The organism is Pseudomonas sp. AC229, assembly GCF_979254655.1.
On record NZ_CEEDHK010000010.1, the window covers coordinates 76,060 to 94,041 of the forward strand.

At 63.7% G+C, this 17,982-nt stretch carries 12 protein-coding genes; 7 read left to right on the plus strand and 5 right to left on the minus strand.

Going from position 1 to position 17,982, the window contains the following annotated elements:
* Positions 1–101 precede the first annotated feature (101 nt).
* Positions 102–1,631 (plus strand): sigma-54-dependent transcriptional regulator, encoded by a 1,530-nt coding sequence (locus tag AC0IW7_RS15095; protein ID WP_471819086.1) that lies wholly within the window; start codon positions 102–104, stop codon positions 1,629–1,631.
* Positions 1,632–1,968: 337 nt separating this feature from the next.
* Here AC0IW7_RS15095 and sodC read toward each other — a convergent pair whose 3' ends face one another.
* Positions 1,969–2,508, minus strand: coding sequence for a superoxide dismutase [Cu-Zn] SodC (gene sodC / locus AC0IW7_RS15100; protein WP_471819088.1), 540 nt, complete (start codon positions 2,506–2,508; stop codon positions 1,969–1,971).
* Between the two features lie 353 nt (positions 2,509–2,861).
* Here sodC and gcvH point away from each other — a divergent pair, with 353 nt between their 5' ends.
* The 4 genes from gcvH to gcvT all read left to right on the plus strand — a co-directional run bounded on the left by gcvH (position 2,862) and on the right by gcvT (position 8,874).
* A complete protein-coding gene (gcvH, locus tag AC0IW7_RS15105) occupies positions 2,862–3,245 on the plus strand; it encodes a glycine cleavage system protein GcvH (protein ID WP_122495353.1) in 384 nt (127 codons plus the stop codon).
* Positions 3,246–3,255: 10 nt separating this feature from the next.
* Complete coding sequence (gcvP, locus tag AC0IW7_RS15110) at positions 3,256–6,111, plus strand: aminomethyl-transferring glycine dehydrogenase (RefSeq protein ID WP_471819090.1); 2,856 nt, start codon at positions 3,256–3,258, stop codon at positions 6,109–6,111.
* Between the two features lie 84 nt (positions 6,112–6,195).
* Positions 6,196–7,572, plus strand: coding sequence for an L-serine ammonia-lyase (locus tag AC0IW7_RS15115; protein WP_471819092.1), 1,377 nt, complete (start codon positions 6,196–6,198; stop codon positions 7,570–7,572).
* 180 nt (positions 7,573–7,752) lie between these two features.
* The gene (gene gcvT / locus AC0IW7_RS15120; protein WP_471819094.1) at positions 7,753–8,874 is read left to right on the plus strand and encodes a glycine cleavage system aminomethyltransferase GcvT; all 1,122 of its coding nucleotides are present in this window, start codon (positions 7,753–7,755) and stop codon (positions 8,872–8,874) included.
* A gap of 564 nt (positions 8,875–9,438) precedes the next feature.
* Here gcvT and AC0IW7_RS15125 read toward each other — a convergent pair.
* The 4 genes from AC0IW7_RS15125 to AC0IW7_RS15140 form a co-directional block, all read right to left on the minus strand.
* Positions 9,439–12,528, minus strand: a complete 3,090-nt coding sequence (locus AC0IW7_RS15125) for an error-prone DNA polymerase (RefSeq protein ID WP_471819096.1) — start codon at positions 12,526–12,528, stop codon at positions 9,439–9,441.
* Positions 12,525–13,949: a Y-family DNA polymerase gene (locus AC0IW7_RS15130; RefSeq protein ID WP_471819098.1), complete on the minus strand. Its 1,425-nt coding sequence runs from the start codon at positions 13,947–13,949 to the stop codon at positions 12,525–12,527. Before AC0IW7_RS15130 ends, AC0IW7_RS15125 begins: the two co-directional genes overlap by 4 nt.
* Before the next feature lie 7 nt (positions 13,950–13,956).
* A complete protein-coding gene (gene imuA / locus AC0IW7_RS15135; RefSeq protein ID WP_463382996.1) occupies positions 13,957–14,607 on the minus strand; it encodes a translesion DNA synthesis-associated protein ImuA in 651 nt (216 codons plus the stop codon).
* Positions 14,608–15,278: 671 nt separating this feature from the next.
* Positions 15,279–15,899 carry a TetR/AcrR family transcriptional regulator gene (locus AC0IW7_RS15140; protein ID WP_471819100.1) on the minus strand — a complete coding sequence of 207 codons (621 nt, stop codon included), beginning with the start codon at positions 15,897–15,899 and terminating at the stop codon, positions 15,279–15,281.
* A gap of 46 nt (positions 15,900–15,945) precedes the next feature.
* Here AC0IW7_RS15140 and AC0IW7_RS15145 point away from each other — a divergent pair, with 46 nt between their 5' ends.
* Both AC0IW7_RS15145 and AC0IW7_RS15150 read left to right on the plus strand, forming a co-directional pair.
* On the plus strand, positions 15,946–16,098 hold the full coding sequence (locus AC0IW7_RS15145; protein ID WP_163016656.1) for a hypothetical protein: 153 nt from the start codon (positions 15,946–15,948) through the stop codon (positions 16,096–16,098).
* Positions 16,095–17,888: an acyclic terpene utilization AtuA family protein gene (locus AC0IW7_RS15150; protein WP_471819102.1), complete on the plus strand. Its 1,794-nt coding sequence runs from the start codon at positions 16,095–16,097 to the stop codon at positions 17,886–17,888. Before AC0IW7_RS15145 ends, AC0IW7_RS15150 begins: the two co-directional genes overlap by 4 nt.
* Positions 17,889–17,982 lie beyond the last annotated feature (94 nt).

The following is a 17,982-nucleotide window of genomic DNA, read 5'->3' on the forward strand; positions in this document are numbered from 1 at the left end:
CGCTGCGGCATGGCCGGCGATCAGCATTGCCGGCTTGGCCAAGCCGGGCGGTAAACGGGCATACTGGCGCGGCCATTTTTCACGCAGACGCCGCCACCCGCATGCGCATTCACGTCACCTTTATCGACCGCGTTGGTATCACCCAGGAAGTACTCGCCCTGCTTGGCGGGCGCAATCTCAACCTGGATGCCGTGGAGATGATTCCGCCGAACGTCTACATCGACGCCCCGACTTTGAGCCCGCAAGTGCTCGAAGAATTGCGCGACGCATTGCTGCAAATAAACGGTGTGCAGAGCATGAACGTGGTCGACATTTTGCCCGGCCAACGCCGCCGCCTACAGCTCGACGCCCTGCTCGCGGCCATGACCGACCCGGTGCTGGCGGTGGACGATTCCGGCCACGTACTTCTGGCCAACCCGGCCCTCACCGCGCTGTGCGGCCACGAAGCGGCGGGCAAGCCGCTCACGGCACTGTTCGACGACGAAGGCCTGCAACAGGCGTTGATCGACCACGGCTTTCGCCTGCCCATGCGCGAAGTGTCATTAAAAGGCCAGGCGCTGTTGCTCGATGCCATGCCGATCACCGACAACCTGGCCAGCGAGCAACCGCACCTGGCGGGCGGCCTGCTGACCCTGTACCTGCCCAACCGCATCGGCGAGCGGCTGTCGGCGCTGCATCACGATCACGCCGAGGGCTTCGACTCATTGCTCGGCGACTCGCAGCCGGTACGCAACCTCAAAGCCCGCGCCCAACGCATCGCCACGCTGGATGCGCCGCTGTTGATTCGCGGCGAAACCGGCACCGGCAAAGAACTGGTCGCCCGCGCTTGCCACGCTCTGAGTCCACGCCGTAACGCGCCGTTTCTGGCATTGAACTGCGCAGCACTGCCGGAAAATCTCGCCGAGAGCGAACTGTTCGGCTACGCCCCCGGCGCCTTCACCGGCGCCCAACGTGGCGGCAAGCCCGGCCTGTTAGAACTGGCGCACCAAGGCACGGTATTTCTCGACGAAATCGGCGAAATGTCGCCCTACCTGCAAGCCAAGCTGCTGCGCTTTCTCAGCGACGGCAGCTTCCGCCGCGTGGGCGGCGACCGCGAAATGAAAGTGGACGTGCGCATCCTCAGCGCCACCCACCGCGACCTGGAACACATGGTCAGCCAGGGCAGCTTTCGTGAAGACCTGTTTTACCGCCTCAACGTGCTGACCCTGGAAGTACCGCCGTTGCGCGAGCGCGGCCACGACATTCTGGTGCTCGCCCGCCACTTTATGCAGCAAGCCTGCGCCCAGATTCAGCGCCCCATCTGCCGCCTTACGCCTGGCACTTACCCGGCGCTGCTGAGCAACCCGTGGCCGGGCAATGTGCGGCAACTGCAAAACGTCATCTTCCGCGCCGCCGCCGTGTGCGACAGCCCGCTGGTGGATGTGGGTGATCTGGATATCGCCAGCACGGCCGTGGCCACGCTGGGGGATGGCGAGGTGCGCAGTCTGGAGGAAGCGGTGGACGGGTTTGAGCGGGGGCTGCTGGAGAAGCTGTACAGCAGCTATCCGTCGAGCCGGCAATTGGCGGCGCGGTTGATGACCTCGCATACGGCGATTGCCAAGCGGCTTAGGAAGTATGGGATTTCGAAATAGGCGGTTAAACCGGAACTTTGGATTCTGGATCGTCGGAGAGCCGGCTGCGCGGAAATGACGGTGGTCCTCAGCAGTACACCGTCATCCTCGCGAAGGCGGCGGTCCGACGATTCGGGATCCAGTATTTCGGACTGGACGGAGATCGGTTGCCAGCCACCGATATGCCTCTGAAGAACCGTGGGGTTTCTAAATAAACGTCTCGTTCAAAACTCTGGATCCCCGCGTTCGCGAGGATGACGGTGACGTCTATAAGCCCACCGTCATCTTCGCGAAGGCGGCGGTCCGACAATTCGGGATCCAGTATCTCGGATTAGAAAGAGCTAGATCGCCAACCCACTTACTTAATTACCCCACACGCAAACCGAGCCCCGCCACCTCCCAAAGGCGCCGGGTGATCGGCGTGGTTATCACCACCGGCATGCACCATCAACGCATGCCCGCTCAGCTCAGAAAGCTTCTTCAAGCGCGGCGCCAGCACAGGTTGGGTGGCCTTGCCGTCGGCCGTCACGAAAAGTGCCGGCAAGTCGCCCAGGTGATTGCCGTCTTCCCATGGGTACCCATGCTTGCCGGTTTTCTTCGGATCCCAATGCCCTCCCGCTGCGCCGGCCGGGGTCAGTTTGCCGTCCACTTCGGCGGCGTCGCAGCTCGGGTTCATGTGCAGGTGAAAGCCGTGAACGCCGGGTTGCAGACCCGTCAGCGTCGGGGTGAAGACCAGGCCGTACTCCGACTCGGTGACCACCACCTTGCCCACCGCCGCACCGGCGCCTTTTTCCGTGGCCTGGTTGAGATCAACGGTGAGCGAGTCGGCAGCCTGAGCGGTGCCCAGGGCGCACACGGTCAAAGCGGCGGCGAGCAAAGAGCGAGAGAGCTGTTGCATGGCAAACATCCTATTTTCCAAGGGCAGGACTTTTACTGACTGCCCCTGCCCGCTCGGGTTCCACCTGCGCCCGATCCGTAACGCTATCAATACACCGGAACGACTTCGTTACAGCGCATGCTGCAACTAGGCATTTCAAGGCCCGAAAGCAATCTAGCGTGCCACCGCCATGTGACTGTATCGTTTTCATTCCACTTCCGCCGGCGCTGAAATTCCCCACAGCCCGCAAAGCCGCGCCCTGCTTGCGCCCACCCAACCTGGCACCGCCCTTGCTAACAGCCATAGCCATTACCCCAAGCGATGCCCGGCTAGTCTTCATAAAAGCAGGCACGCCCTTGACCATAGGAAGCGACATGAGCGAATTGCGATTCACCAGCGAACACGAGTGGCTGCGTCTGGACAGTGACGGCCTGGTTACCGTCGGCATTACGCCCTACGCTCAAGAAGCCCTCGGTGATGTGGTGTTTGTGCAATTGCCAGAGCTTGGCGCCCATGCCACGGGCAGCGAAGTGGCGGTACTGGAGTCGGTGAAGGCCGCCAGCACCATCGCCATGCCGGTGGACGGCGAAGTGATCGAAGTGAACGCCGCCCTGGAAAACGCGCCGGAAACCGTGAACGAAGATGCCCTTGGCGCCGGCTGGTTCTTCCGCATGAAGCTGGCCGATAACAGCGTGCTGGCCACTCTGCTCGACCAAGCCGCCTACGACCGCCTGCTTAAAGCCAACGACGACGCCTGAGACGACGCTAATGACCATTTCTCTCGACACCCGTAACGAATTCATCGCCCGTCACATCGGCCCGCGTGAGCGTGATATCGCCGCCATGCTGCAACGCCTGGGCTACGACTCGCTGGAAGCCATGAGCGCCAGCGTGATTCCCGACAGCATCAAAGGCACCAGCGTGCTGAACCTGCCCGAAGGCCTGAGCGAAACCGCTGCCCTGGCAGAAATCAAAGCCATCGCCGACAAGAACCAGCAGTTCAAAACCTACATCGGCCAGGGCTACTACGGCACCCTGACCCCAGCCCCGATCCTGCGCAACCTGCTGGAAAATCCGGCCTGGTACACGGCATACACGCCTTACCAGCCTGAAATTTCCCAAGGCCGCCTGGAAGCGCTGCTCAACTTCCAGACCATGATCTGCGACCTCACCGGCCTGCAAATCGCCAACGCCTCGTTGCTCGACGAAGCCACCGCCGCTGCCGAAGCCATGACCTTCTGCAAGCGCCTGGCGAAAAACAAAGCCAGCCAAGCCTTCTTCGCCTCGCAGCATTGCCACCCGCAAACCCTCGACGTACTGCGCACTCGCGCCGAGCCGCTGGGCATTGAGGTGGTGGTGGGCGACGAAACCGCCATTGAAGACTTCGCCGCCTACTTCGGTTGCTTGCTGCAATACCCGGCCAGCAATGGCGACATTTTCGACTACCGCGCGCTGGTTGAGCGCTTCCACGCCGTTGGCGCCTTGGTGGCCGTATCGGCTGACCTGTTGGCCCTGACCCTGCTGACCCCGCCAGGCGAGTTCGATGCCGACGTCGCACTGGGCAGCGCCCAACGCTTCGGCGTGCCGCTGGGCTTTGGCGGCCCGCACGCCGCTTACTTCGCCACCCGCGATGCGTTCAAGCGCGACATGCCGGGCCGTTTGGTCGGCGTGTCTATCGACCGTCACGGCAAGCCGGCTTTCCGTCTGGCCATGCAGACCCGCGAGCAACACATTCGCCGCGAGAAGGCCACCAGCAACATCTGCACCGCGCAGGTTCTGCTCGCCAACATCGCCGGCATGTACGCCGTGTACCACGGCCCGCAAGGCTTGACCGACATCGCCAAGCGCGTGCACGTGCTCACTGTGATCGCGGCCAAAGGCCTGGCGCAGTTGGGCTTGCCAGTCGCGCAGCAGCATTTCTTCGACACCGTGACGCTCAACACCGGCGCCCGCACCGCCGAGCTGCACGCCAAGGCGTGGGCCGCGCAGATCAACCTGCGCCAGATCGACGCCGCGCAGTTGGGCCTGTCGCTCGACGAAACCACCACCCAGGCCGACATCGAAGCCCTGTGGACCCTGTTCGCCACTGATGGCCAGGCGCTGCCCGATTTCGCCGCCCTCGCCGCCAACACCGGTCTGCAACTGCCCGACGCCTTGCTGCGTTCGTCCAGCTTCCTGCAGCATCCGTCGTTCAACCGCTATCACTCGGAAACCGAGCTGATGCGCTATCTGCGTCGCCTGGCGGACAAAGACCTGGCGCTGGATCGCACCATGATCCCGCTGGGCTCATGCACCATGAAACTCAACGCCGCCAGCGAAATGCAGCCCGTGACCTGGAGCGCATTCGGCGCCCTGCACCCGTTCGTGCCGGCCGAGCAAAGCCAGGGCTACCAGCAGCTCACCGACGAACTGGAAGCCATGCTCTGCGCCGCCACCGGTTACGACGCCGTGTCGCTGCAACCCAACGCCGGTTCGCAAGGTGAATACGCCGGCCTGCTGGCCATTCGCGCCTACCACGCCAGCCGTGGCCAGGGCGAACGCGACATCTGCTTGATCCCCTCCTCGGCCCACGGCACCAACCCAGCCACCGCCAACATGGCCGGGATGCGCGTGGTGGTCACCGCCTGTGACGCCCGTGGCAACGTCGACGTGGAAGACCTGCGCGCCAAGGCCCTGGAACACAAAGACCGCCTCGCCGCGCTGATGATTACCTACCCGTCCACCCACGGCGTGTTCGAGGAAGAAATCCGCGAAATCTGCGCGATCATTCACGACAACGGCGGCCAGGTGTACATCGACGGCGCCAACATGAACGCCATGGTCGGCCTCTGCGCGCCGGGCAAGTTTGGCGGCGACGTCTCGCACCTGAACCTGCACAAAACCTTCTGCATTCCCCACGGTGGTGGCGGCCCGGGCGTTGGCCCGATTGGCGTGAAGTCGCACCTGGCGCCCTTCCTGCCAGGCCACGGCCATATGCAGCGCAAAGAAGGTGCTGTCAGCGCCGCGCCGTTTGGCAGCGCGAGCATCCTGCCGATTTCGTGGATGTACATGAAAATGATGGGCGGCGAAGGCCTGAAACGCGCCTCGCAACTGGCCATTCTCAGCGCCAACTACATTGCCAACCGCCTCGAAGAGCACTTCCCGGTGCTGTACGCCGGCAGCAATGGTCTGGTGGCCCACGAATGCATCCTCGACCTGCGCCCGTTGAAAGAAACCAGCGGCATCAGCGTGGATGACGTGGCCAAGCGCCTGATCGACTACGGCTTCCACGCCCCGACCATGTCGTTCCCGGTGGCCAACACCCTGATGATCGAGCCGACCGAAAGCGAATCCAAAGAAGAGCTGGACCGCTTCTGCGACGCCATGATCAGCATCCGCAACGAAATCCGCGCCATCGAACGCGGCGAAGCAGACGCCCAGGACAACCCGCTGAAAAACGCCCCGCACACCGCCCAGGAACTGCTCGGCGAATGGCCACACGTGTACAGCCGCGAGCAAGCCGCCTACCCGGTGGCCAGCCTGATCGAAGCCAAGTACTGGCCGCCCGTGGCGCGCATCGACAACGTGTACGGCGACCGCAACCTGGTCTGCTCCTGCCCGTCGATCAGCGAATACGCTGAGTAATAAAGCAATCGCGCCTGAACCGAAATGCCAGACCGACATTCCGGTTCAGCCGCGATACGCCCCGCCGCATAACCCGAGGTCTGTATGGCACTCAGCGTGTTTGACCTGTTCAAGATCGGTATCGGCCCCTCCAGCTCCCACACGGTTGGGCCTATGCGCGCCGCTGCGCGGTTTGCCGAAGGGCTGCGCCGCGACGACCTGCTCGGCGCCACCCACAGCGTGAAAGTCGAGCTGTACGGCTCGCTCGGCGCCACCGGCAAAGGCCACGGCAGCGACAAAGCGGTGCTGCTCGGCCTGGAAGGCGAACAGCCCGACACCGTCGACACCGCCACCGTCGACGCCCGTCTGGCGACCATTCGTAAAAGCGGCCAGCTCAACCTGCTGGGCGAAAAATCCATCGCCTTCGTGGAAAAACAGCACCTGGCGATGATCCGCAAACCCTTGCCGCAGCACCCCAACGGCATGATCTTCCGCGCCTTCGACGAGGCTGGCCTGCAACTGCGCAGCCGCGAGTACTACTCGGTCGGCGGTGGTTTCGTGGTGGACGAAGACGCCGCCGGCGCCGATCGCATTGTCGAAGACAGCACCGTGCTGCCCCACCCGTTCACCACCGGCGCACAACTGCTGGGCCATTGCACCGCGCATAACCTGTCGATTAGCCAGGTGATGCTCGCCAACGAAAGCGCCTGGCGCCCGGAAGCGGAAACCCGCACCCGGCTGCTGCATATCTGGCAAGTCATGCAGGACTGCGTCGAAGCCGGCTGCCACAACGAAGGCATCATGCCCGGCGGGCTCAAGGTCAAGCGACGCGCCGCCGCGCTGTACCGGCAATTGCGCAACAGCCCGGAAGCCTCGCTGCGCGACGCCTTGTCGGTGCTTGATTGGGTGAACCTGTACGCCCTGGCCGTCAACGAAGAAAACGCCAGCGGCGGCCGCGTGGTCACCGCCCCCACCAACGGCGCGGCCGGTATCGTGCCTGCGGTGCTGCATTACTACGTGCGCTTCATTCCCGGCGCCAACGAAGACGGCGTGGTGCGTTTTCTGCTCACCGCTGCTGCCATCGGCATCTTGTACAAAGAAAACGCCTCCATCTCCGGCGCCGAAGTGGGCTGCCAGGGCGAAGTGGGCGTGGCCTGTTCCATGGCCGCTGGCGCCTTGTGCGAAGTGATGGGCGGCAGCGTGGCGCAAGTGGAAAACGCTGCGGAAATCGGCATGGAACACAACCTGGGCCTCACCTGCGACCCCATCGGCGGCTTGGTGCAGGTACCGTGCATCGAACGCAACGCCATGGGCTCGGTGAAAGCCATCAACGCCGTGCGCATGGCGCTGCGGGGTGACGGGCAGCACTTCGTCTCCCTCGACAAAGTGATCCGCACCATGCGCCAGACCGGCGCCGACATGAACAACAAATACAAGGAAACGGCGCGCGGCGGGTTGGCGGTGAACATTATTGAATGTTGAACACCGCGTCGCCTGCTGCCCTCACCCCCAGCCCCTCTCCCGCTTGCGGGCGAGGGGAGCAGATTGGCGACCTGGCAGATAAATCGAATAACCCATAGATCAGTCCCCTCTCCCGCCTGCGGGAGAGGGTTAGGGTGAGGGGCCTTTCCCCCGCCAGAACACATTTCAAGGAGCACACCCATGTCCACCGAAAACCTGGCCAAAACCCCTCTCCACGCCCTGCACCTGGAGCTCGGTGCGCGCATGGTGCCGTTCGCCGGCTACGACATGCCGGTGCAATACCCGCTAGGCGTGCTTAAGGAACACCAGCACACCCGCGACCAGGCCGGGTTGTTCGATGTGTCGCACATGGGCCAGATCGAACTGCGTGGCGCCAATGCTGCTCGCGCCCTGGAAACCCTGGTGCCGGTAGACATCATCGACCTGCCCGTGGGCATGCAGCGCTACGCCATGTTCACCAACGAAAACGGCGGCATTCTCGACGACCTGATGGTCGCCAACCTCGGTGACGACACGCTGTTTCTGGTGGTCAACGCCGCCTGCAAAGACCAGGACCTGGCCCACCTGCAACAGCACCTGAGCGGCCAATGCGAGGTGATCGCCCACTTCGACCGCGCCCTGCTCGCCCTGCAAGGCCCGGCCGCCGTCACCGTGCTGGCACGCCTGGCGCCGGAAGTGGCTGGCATGACCTTCATGAACTTCCGCTCGGTGACGCTGCTGGGCGTGGACTGCTTCGTCAGTCGCTCGGGTTATACCGGCGAAGACGGCTACGAAATTTCCATTCCCGCCGACCAGGCCGACACCCTCGCCCGCGCCCTGCTGGCCGAGCCGGAAGTACAAGCCATCGGCCTTGGCGCCCGCGACTCGCTGCGCCTGGAAGCCGGCCTGTGCCTGTACGGCCACGACATGAACACCGACACCACGCCGATTGAAGCCGGGCTGCTGTGGGCCATCTCCAAAGTCCGCCGTGCCGATGGCGCCCGGGCCGGTGGTTTCCCTGGCGCGGCGCGGGTGTTTGCGCAGCAGCAGGATGGCGTGGCGAGCAAACGCGTCGGCCTGCTGCCGCAAGAGCGCACGCCGGTGCGTGAGGGCTGCGAGATTGTGGATGCCGATGGGGTGGTGATTGGCCGTGTGTGCAGCGGTGGTTTTGGGCCGAGCCTGGGTGCGCCGTTGGCGATGGGGTATTTGGATGCGGGGCACAATGCGTTGGAGAACACGGTGTGGGCATTGGTGCGCGGGAAGCGGGTGCCGATGAAGGTGGCGAAAACGCCGTTTGTGCCGCAGCGGTATTTCCGCGGGTAAGGTGCCCCCGCCGCTCCACCACTCCACCCCTCCGCTCGACGCCCAACCTCCGTCATCCTCGCGCACGCGGGGATCCAGAGTTTCCAGTCGAACGAGGTGGTGGCACAAACCCCCGTCATTCCCGCGCAGGCGGGAATCCAGAGTTTCCAGCCTTACACCGATGTGAAGTGCGGCGGTATTCATTACCGCGTGCGCTGAACGTTTTGTTTCGCGCCTTACGCGCGAGTTTCTTTTGTCAGTCGACACAAAAGAAACCAAAAGGTCTTGCCCCTACCTTGGCCTTCCGCTGCGCTCCAGGTCCCCTCCTTCCATCGCCACTCCGGGGGCCGGCGAGACGGGCCATCCATGGCCCGACACGCCTTTCGCGACTCCCGGCCGCTCAACCCCCTACGCGTCGACTCCACTCGGCCTGCGATGAATGGGGCGGGTAGATCACAAGCCAGATCACAAGCCAGATCACAAGCGGTGGATCACAAGCGGCAGATCAAGAACATCGCGGCTGAAGCCGCTCCTACGGTTTGCGGTGCTCTTGTGGAAGCGGCTTTAGCCGCGATGCTTGTGGGCTTAGTGAAAATCCCGACTGCTTACGTCCAGCCCTTTCAGTAACGGCGTGAGGTCGTACAGGCGTTTGGCGATCAGGTGTTGCACGCCATCTTTGGCTTCCAGCTTCCCTTCAATTTGCATGAGGCTGGAGCCGACCAGCACCCGCCGTTGCCGTTCGGCCAGGTCGTTCCAGACCACGACGTTGACCATGCCGAATTCGTCTTCAAGGGTGACGAATATCACGCCACTGGCGGTCTGTGGCCGTTGGCGGCCGCGCACCAGGCCGGCGACTCGCACGTTGCTGCCGTCTTCGGTAACGGCCAGTTCCGCCGAGCTGCGGCAGCGGCGGCTGCGCAGTTCGCTGCGTAACAGGCGCAAGGGGTGGGGGCCGAGTGTGGTGCCCAATGTGGCGTAGTCGACCCACACGTTTTCCACCACGCTCGGCTCAGGCAGCGCGACGCTGTCGTCTATTAAGGGCAAGTCGGCGAATAGCGGCGCCTGGGCTTCGACGCCGGCCACGGCCCAGCGGGCGTTGTGCCGGTGGCCGGCCAGGCTGCGCAGGGCGCCGGCGTCGGCAAGCAGTTCGCGGGCGCGGGCGTCAAGGTGGGCGCGTTGGATCAGTTCGCTGACGTTTACGAACGGCCCGCGCGCGCGCACGTCAACCACGCGCTCGGCGTCGTCCTGGCGCATGCCTTTGATCATGCGCATGCCCATGCGAATGGCCGGGTCGCCGCTGCGCTGCGGGTCGTCGTCGGCAAATTCCAGGGAGCAATCCCAGGTGCTGATTTGTACATCCACCGGGCGGATTTCGATGCCGTGGCGTCGGGCGTCTTGCAGCAATTGGTCGGGGCTGTAGAAGCCCATGGGCCAGCTGTTGATCAGCGCGCAGATAAACGCTGCCGGCTCGTGGCATTTGAGCCAGCAACTGGCGTAGGTGAGCAAGGCGAAGCTGGCGGCGTGGGATTCGGGGAAGCCGTAGCTGCCGAAGCCTTTGATCTGCTCGAAAATACGCGCGGCAAATTCGGCGCTGTAGCCACGTTCGAGCATGCCGCTGGTCAGCCGTTCACGGTGCGGTTCCAGGCCGCCGTGGCGTTTCCAGGCGGCCATGGAGCGCCGTAACTGGTCGGCTTCGCCGTGGGAATAGCCGGCCGCCACCACCGCCAGTTCCATCACCTGCTCCTGAAACAACGGCACGCCCAGGGTGCGTTCGAACACCGCGCGCAGGGCTTCGGAGGGATAAGTCACTTCTTCTTCGTTGTTACGCCGGCGCAGGTACGGATGCACCATGTCGCCCTGAATCGGCCCCGGCCGCACGATGGCGACCTGAATCACCAGGTCGTAGAAGGTTCTCGGGCGCAGGCGCGGAAGCATGGCCATTTGTGCGCGCGACTCGATCTGGAACACGCCGATGGTGTCGGCGCGGCTGATCATTTCGTAGGTGGCCGGGTCTTCGGCGGGCAGGGTCGCCAGGGTCCACTTTCGGCCTCGGTGGTAGTTGATCAGGTCAAAGGTGCGGCGAATGGCGCTGAGCATGCCGAGGGCGAGAATGTCGACCTTGAGCAGACCCACCAGGTCGAGGTCGTCTTTGTCCCATTGAATGATGGTGCGCTCGGCCATGGCGGCGTTTTCCACCGGCACCAGGGTGCTCAATGGCTGTTCGGAAATCACGAAGCCGCCAGGGTGTTGGGACAGGTGGCGGGGAAAGCCGATCAGCTCGCCCGTTAACGCCAGCACCCGGCGCAGTTCCGGCAAGGTGGGGTCGAAGCCGGCTTCACGCAGGTCGTCCAGCGGCGGGCCATCTTTGCTCCAGCGCCCGCAACAGTCAGCCAGGGCATTGATTTGGTCGGGCGGCAAACCGAGGGCGCGGCTGACGTCGCGCACCGCGCCCGCGCCGTGGTAGGTGCTGGCCACGGCGGTGAGCGCCGCCCTGCCCCGGCCGTAACGCTGGAAGATGTATTGCAGCACTTCTTCGCGGCGGTCGTGTTCGAAGTCGACGTCGATGTCGGGCGGCTCGTTGCGTTCTTTGGAGAGGAAACGCTCGAACAGCATGTTCATGCGCGCCGGGTCGATTTCGGTGATGCCCAGGGAAAAACACACCGCTGAGTTAGCCGCCGAGCCACGGCCTTGGCAGAGAATGCCTTCACCACGGGCGAAGCGCACGATGTCGTGAACGGTGAGGAAATAGCTTTCGTACTTGAGCTCGGCGATCAGCGCCAACTCGCGTTCCACAAGGTCGATGGCCTTTTGCGGAATGCCTTCGGGCCAGCGCCAGCGCATGCCTTTTTCGGTCAGGTGACGCAGCCAGGAGCTGGCGCTGTGGCCTTCTGGCACCAGCTCGCGCGGGTATTCGTATTTCAGTTGATCGAGGCTGAAGGTGCAGCGCGCGGCGATGTTCACGGTTTCGGCCAGCAGCGCCGGCGGGTACAACGCCGCCAGTGCAGATAAGGGCCGCAGGTGCCGTTCGCCGTTGGCAAACAAACGCAGCCCGGCCTCGGCCACCGTGCAGTGGTGGCGGATGGCGGTCATGGTGTCTTGCAGGGCGCGGCGGCCACGGGCGTGCATGTGCACATCGCCGGCGGCAACGGCGGGAATGCCCAGACGCTCGGCCAGGCTTAGCAGATTGTGTAGCCGACGGTCATCGTCCGGCCCGCGATGCAGCTCCACGGCCAGCCACAGCGTTTGCGCAAAGCGCGCACGCAGCCAGGCGCCCTGCTCGTCGACGTCGTCGGCGAGGTCCGCCAGCCACAAGGCGCACAGGCCATTCAGAGGCCCGTCGAAGTCTTCGCGCAGCACGCGGTATTGGCCTTTTTCGCTGCGGCGTCGGCCTTGGGTAATCAACCGGCACAGGTGCTGATAACCGCTGAGGTTTTCCACCAGCAGCACCAGCTTGGGGCCGTCCTCCAGGCTGAACTCGCTGCCGATAATCAGCGGCAGCCCGGTTTCCTTCGCCGCCTGCCAAGCCCGCACAATGCCGGCCAGGGTGCATTCGTCAGTGATCGCCAGCGCTTGGTAGCCATGGCGTTTGGCCCGCTCGAACAGTTCCTTGGCGCTGGACGCACCGCGCTGGAAACTGAAATTGCTCAGGCAATGCAGCTCGGCATAGGCGCTCATGAAAACCAGCCCTGGACCATAAACGGCCCCGCTTCTTCGCTGCTGCTGACGCTGCGATAGGCCCACACGCGCTGGCCGCTGCGAGTTTGCAGCAGGTAATAGTCGCGGCGGATGTCGCCACCGTCCCACCAGCCAGACTCAATGCGCTCGGGGCCCGCCAGCACCTGCGGCGCCCGCTCGCGCAGCGGCTGCGCTTGGGCTAATAACCAGCCGGGCCGCGCGGCGTTGGCGGCCACCGGCGGTGCTTTGCTGCTCTCTTTAGCCAGCCAGGCGCATTCGGGACGGTGGTCGGCGTGTGCCTGAATGCCATGCACGGCGTCGTCGCCCAAGCGGGCGCGCAGGCGTTCGCGCAATTGTGCCCAGGGCACCGATTGTTGCGGACGCTCGTCAAACAGCTCGCGGTGCTCGGGCACAAAGGCGGGCAGGTCCTTGGCCTGCAAACTGATGGCCCGCACTGGCGCATGCACCACCAGCCGTTCCAGACGGCCACGGGCCAGTTCAAACAGTAGATTCGGCTCGCGCTCGGCGCTGAGCAGGCCGACGTCGACCTGGCTGCGCGTGCCGTCGACATGCTCCAAGTGCAGCACAAACCCCAGCACGCCGCTGTCGCGCCCGGCCAGGAAAGCCGCCAGGTCGGCGGTTAAACGGCGCAGGGGAAAGAGCAGCGCCTGGGTCGATTCCACATCGAAATTCAGCTCGATGCGTATCTCGAAATGCTCCGGCGGCTGGTAGCAATCAAGCGCCACGGCGCGCTGGCCGAGCAAGGTATCCAGGTGCAACAGCAGCGCAGCGTCGAAGCGCTTGGCCAGGGTATGCCGAGGCAGCGCCAGCACATCGTGCAGACGACGCAGGCCCATGCGCGCCAGGGAACTGGCGGTTTTGCTGTCCAGCCCCAGGCGATTGAGTGGCATGGCGCCGAGCACTTCGTGCAGCGCCTGGCTGTCGCTCACGGCCAGGCCGTCATAGGCATTGGCGAGCATGCGCGCGGCCACCGGATTGGGCGCGGCCACCAGGCGATGACGAAAGCCCAGGGCCGTCAACTCACTGCGCAAGCGCGCCTCAAAACGTGGCCACGGGCCAAACAACGCGAGGCTGGACTCGATCTCCAGCAGCACGGCACGCGGATAACGCAGGCTGACCTGCGAGCTGAAGGAATACGCCCAGGCGGCGAGGAACTGGTGCCAGTTGGCGATGGCGCTGTGGTCGTACTCCACCTGAATGAACTCACGGCTCAAGGCCAGCGCGGTGGTCAGGCTTTGCCCCGGTTTCAAGCCCAGCTCGCGAGCGGCGTCGTTCACCGCTTGCAGCACGCGGCGCTGAGGCGTGCCGCTGATCAACGCAAGCGGCGCCTCGGGGTTGTCGCAAGCCCGCAACACGGCATCCAACGCCAACTGCGGCAACACAATGCACACCCAACGCATAACCGCCTCAACGCGCCAATGGCACAGGCATGGCCGGCGCCAACCCGCCCCGGCACTTGAGCACCCGCAACTGCGCCGGCTGGGTGTCGATGGCAATACGCAACGCCGCCGGCGACGGGTTCACCGCCTCTTTCAGCGAGCGATAAGCAAACGCCAGGGTTTGCCCGGTTTCCGCCGCCACCTGCAGCCGGCGCAGCGCGCGGTCATCCGCCTGCTGCGGCCAGCCCACCACCGCCCCGCAACTGCCCGAACGCAAACACTGCTCCGTCGCCCACAACGCATCGCGGCCATTGGCTTGAATGATGCTGACCCAGCGCAAATCCACCCCGGCCGCGAGCCAGGCCTGCGGAAACGGCACCCCCGGCGGCGCCACCAACACCACCCGCTCACCGGCCGACGTCAAACGCGCCAGCGTCGGCCACAGCAACTGCAACTCCCCGACGCCGGGCGCGCCCAGCAAAATCTCGCTCAACGCCCCTTCAGGCCAGCCGCCAGTCGGCAACAACGCATCCAGCTCCGCATGCCCCGTCGCCACATGCCCCGCCTGCTGCGGCATGGCACGGCCCTTCCATACACGACGACGCTCCAGCAACGCATCAAGAGAGACGACATTGCCTGCCACAGCGGAGTCAGCAAGAGAAGGAGAGGTAGGAAACATGGTAAAGCTCAATCGGAAATTACTGTATGGGTATACAGTAAACCTAAATCCACAGGGGCTGGTCAATGGCGACCGACAAGAGGTGTGAAGGCGGAAAAGCATCGCGGCTAAAGCCGCTCCCACAGAAAATTTGCCATCTGTAGGAGCGGCTTCAGCCGCGAGATTTTGATCTAAAGCTTGTGATCCAAGCCTTTGATTTTGTTTGTGATCTAAGCCGTTGATCTTGCTTGTGACTTGGCTTGTGATCTACCCGCCCCGTTCATCGCAGGCCGAATGGAGTCGGTGCGCAGGGGGTTGAGCGGCCGGGAGCCGCGAAAGGAACATCGGGCCATGGATGGCCCGTTGTGACGGCCCCCGGAGTGGCGACGGAATGAGGGGACCTGGAGCGCAGCGCAAGGCCAAGGTAGGGGCTAGCGTTTTTGGTTACTTTTGGGTGGTCCGGCATACCGGCAATGACAAAAGTGACTCGCGCGTAAGGCGCGAAACCAAACGTTCGGCGAATACGGTAATGAATAACGAATAACGAATAACGAATGCCGCTGCCCGGTGCTCGACTCCAAATTCTGGATCCCGAATCGTCGGACCGCCGCGTTCGCGAGGATGACGGAGGTAGGTTGAGATGCGCGTAAGGCGCAAAACCAGAGTCATTTGGTATGACGATAAAAACCGCCCTACCCCTTAATCACCAAACTCAACGCCTCCTGCGCCAACTCATCCAAACTCATCGGCCCCTCAGGACGGAACCACGTGGTACTCCACGACAACGCCCCGGTCAAAAACCGCCGTTGCACAAATGGATCCCCAGTGAAATACCCGGCGTCCTTGGCCTCTTGCAGCACGGCCAGCCAAATCTGCTCATACGTGTCACGCAAATCCAGGATGTACGCCTGCCCTTCCGGCGACAGCGACCGCCATTCATACACCAACACCGCCATGGCCTCGCCGGTGCCGCCCATGATCGATTGCAGTTCACAGCGGATCAGCGCCAACACCCGTTCGCGCACGTCGCTGGCGTCGGCCAGGGCGGCGGTCATCAGGGCGGTGTTGTAGCGGATGGTTTCCTCCATCACCGAACGAAGAATCTCGTCCTTGCTCTTGAAGTGATGAAAGATGCTGCCCGATTGAATGCCCACCGCGCCTGCCAGGTCGCGCACCGTGGTGCGGTCGTAGCCTTTGCTGCGGAAAAGGTGGGCAGCGGTTTGCAGCAGTTTGCCGCGCGCGCTGTCCGGGTCGGTTACCTGACCGGCGACCACAAGGTCGTGCATCACCGTTTGGGCTTGTTGCTCATCCACGCGTATTCCCCCTAGCCCAACGCCCGGCCTTAAAGGTGGCAAGTGCTTGTCGGCATTGGTGAAATTTAAGCGTGAAGGGTTTACCAAGCAAGCGCTTGGCCGTGCTTTCGTTGAGAAAGATAAAAACAGGGCTTCCATAACCAAGCGCTTGCTTGGTATGGTCGGCACATCGATCGGCAAACGGGCACAATTCCAATGACTAAAACCGTACGTATCGGCTGCGCTTCCGCGTTCTGGGGCGACACCTCCACCGCCGCCGCCCAATTGGTGAATGGCAGCGAGCTGGATTACCTGGTGTTCGATTACCTGGCCGAAATCACCATGTCGATCATGGCCGGCGCGCGCATGAAGAACCCGGAGCAAGGCTATGCCGGCGACTTCATCGAGGTGCTCGCCCCGCTCTTGCACACCATTGCCAGCAAGAAAATCCGCGTCATCAGCAATGCCGGCGGCGTCAATCCGCAAGCCTGCGCCACCGCGCTGGCAGCGGCGTGCGAGAAAGCCGGCGTCACGCTGAAAATCGCCGTGCTGCAGGGCGACAACCTGCAAAGCAAACTTCCCGACTTCTATAAAGCCGGCGCCCGCGAAATGTTCACCGAGCAGCCGTTGCCGCCGATGTGCGTGTCGGTGAACGCCTACCTCGGCGCGCCGGGCATTGTCGAAGCGCTGGCCCTGGGCGCCGACATCGTGATTACCGGCCGCGTGGTCGACAGCGCCGTGGTCAGCGCCGCGTTGGTGCACGAGTTCGGCTGGAGCTGGCAGGACTACGACAAACTCGCCCAAGCCGCCCTCGCCGGCCACATCATTGAATGCGGCGCGCAGTGCACCGGTGGCAATTTCACCGACTGGGAAAGCGTGCCGAACTACGAGCACATCGGTTTCCCGCTGATTGAAGTGGTCGCCGACGGCAGCTTTGTGGTCAGCAAACCAGCCGGCACCGGCGGCCTGGTCACGCCATTTACCGTCGGCGAGCAGATGCTCTACGAAATCGGCGACCCCCGCGCGTACCTGTTGCCCGATGTGGTGTGCGATTTCACCCAGGTGCAGCTCAGCCAGGTCGACACCGATCGCGTGCACGTTCAGGGCGCCAAAGGGCTGCCGCCTACGCCGCAGTACAAAGTGTCGGCCACCTACCCCGACGGTTTCCGCTGCACCGCCAGTTGCCTGATTGCCGGCATCGATGCGGTGAAAAAGGCCGAGCGCGTCAGCCAGGCCATTCTTAATAAAACCGCCGAAATGTTCGCCGACCGTGGCTGGCCCGGTTACGTGGAAACCCACGTTGAATTGCTCGGCAGCGAAGCCACGTACGGCCCCCACGGCCAGCGCCACGACAGCCGCGAAGTGGTGGTGAAACTGGCGGTGCGTCACGCCAAGAAAGAAGCCCTGATTCTGTTCTCCCGCGAGATCGCCCAGGCCGCCACCGGCATGGCGCCAGGCCTGACCGGCATTGTCGGTGGCCGCCCCACTGTGTACCCGGTGATTCGCCTGTTCTCGTTTCTGGCCGACAAAACCGCGTGCGCGCTCAGCGTCGACATCAATGGCGAACGCCACCCCGTGACCCTGCCCGAGGTCGACTCGCTGAACATCAGCGACCTGCGCGAAGGCGAGGAAGCGCCCGTGGCGGTTGAGCTGGCCGACGCCAGCGTGCCGCTGATCAAACTGGCCGTGGCGCGCTCCGGCGACAAAGGCAACCACAGCAACATTGGCGTCATGGCCCGCGAGGCCGAGTACCTGCCCTGGATCGCGGCGGCGCTGACCGTGGAAGCGGTCGTCGACTGGATGCGCCACGTACTCGACCCCATGACCGGGCGCGTCAGCCGCTGGTATTTACCCGGCTGCCACGGCTTCAACTTCCTGCTGGAAAACGCCCTCGGCGGCGGCGGTGTCGCCAGCCTGCGCATCGACCCGCAAGGCAAAGCCTTTGCCCAGCAGCTATTGGAATTCCCGGTGCCAGTGCCGCAGGCGTTGGCAGATAAATTGAACCGTTAACACCGTCGTTCCCGCGCAGGCGGGAACCCAGAATCGCCAGACGAACGCATTTCCCCGCACCATCCTGGATTCCGAATCGTCGGACCGCCGCCTT

What these genes read in the sequence shown, in the direction of transcription:
- gcvT (WP_471819094.1), top strand. Translation starts at nt 7,753, where the DNA reads ATGTCCACCGAAAACCTGGCCAAAACCCCTCTCCACGCCCTGCACCTG.
- sodC (WP_471819088.1), bottom strand. Translation starts at nt 2,508, where the DNA reads ATGCAACAGCTCTCTCGCTCTTTGCTCGCCGCCGCTTTGACCGTGTGC.
- imuA (WP_463382996.1), bottom strand. Translation starts at nt 14,607, where the DNA reads ATGTTTCCTACCTCTCCTTCTCTTGCTGACTCCGCTGTGGCAGGCAAT.
- AC0IW7_RS15130 (WP_471819098.1), bottom strand. Translation starts at nt 13,949, where the DNA reads ATGCGTTGGGTGTGCATTGTGTTGCCGCAGTTGGCGTTGGATGCCGTG.
- gcvH (WP_122495353.1), top strand. Translation starts at nt 2,862, where the DNA reads ATGAGCGAATTGCGATTCACCAGCGAACACGAGTGGCTGCGTCTGGAC.
- gcvP (WP_471819090.1), top strand. Translation starts at nt 3,256, where the DNA reads ATGACCATTTCTCTCGACACCCGTAACGAATTCATCGCCCGTCACATC.
- AC0IW7_RS15125 (WP_471819096.1), bottom strand. Translation starts at nt 12,528, where the DNA reads ATGAGCGCCTATGCCGAGCTGCATTGCCTGAGCAATTTCAGTTTCCAG.
- AC0IW7_RS15115 (WP_471819092.1), top strand. Translation starts at nt 6,196, where the DNA reads ATGGCACTCAGCGTGTTTGACCTGTTCAAGATCGGTATCGGCCCCTCC.
- AC0IW7_RS15095 (WP_471819086.1), top strand. Translation starts at nt 102, where the DNA reads ATGCGCATTCACGTCACCTTTATCGACCGCGTTGGTATCACCCAGGAA.
- AC0IW7_RS15150 (WP_471819102.1), top strand. Translation starts at nt 16,095, where the DNA reads ATGACTAAAACCGTACGTATCGGCTGCGCTTCCGCGTTCTGGGGCGAC.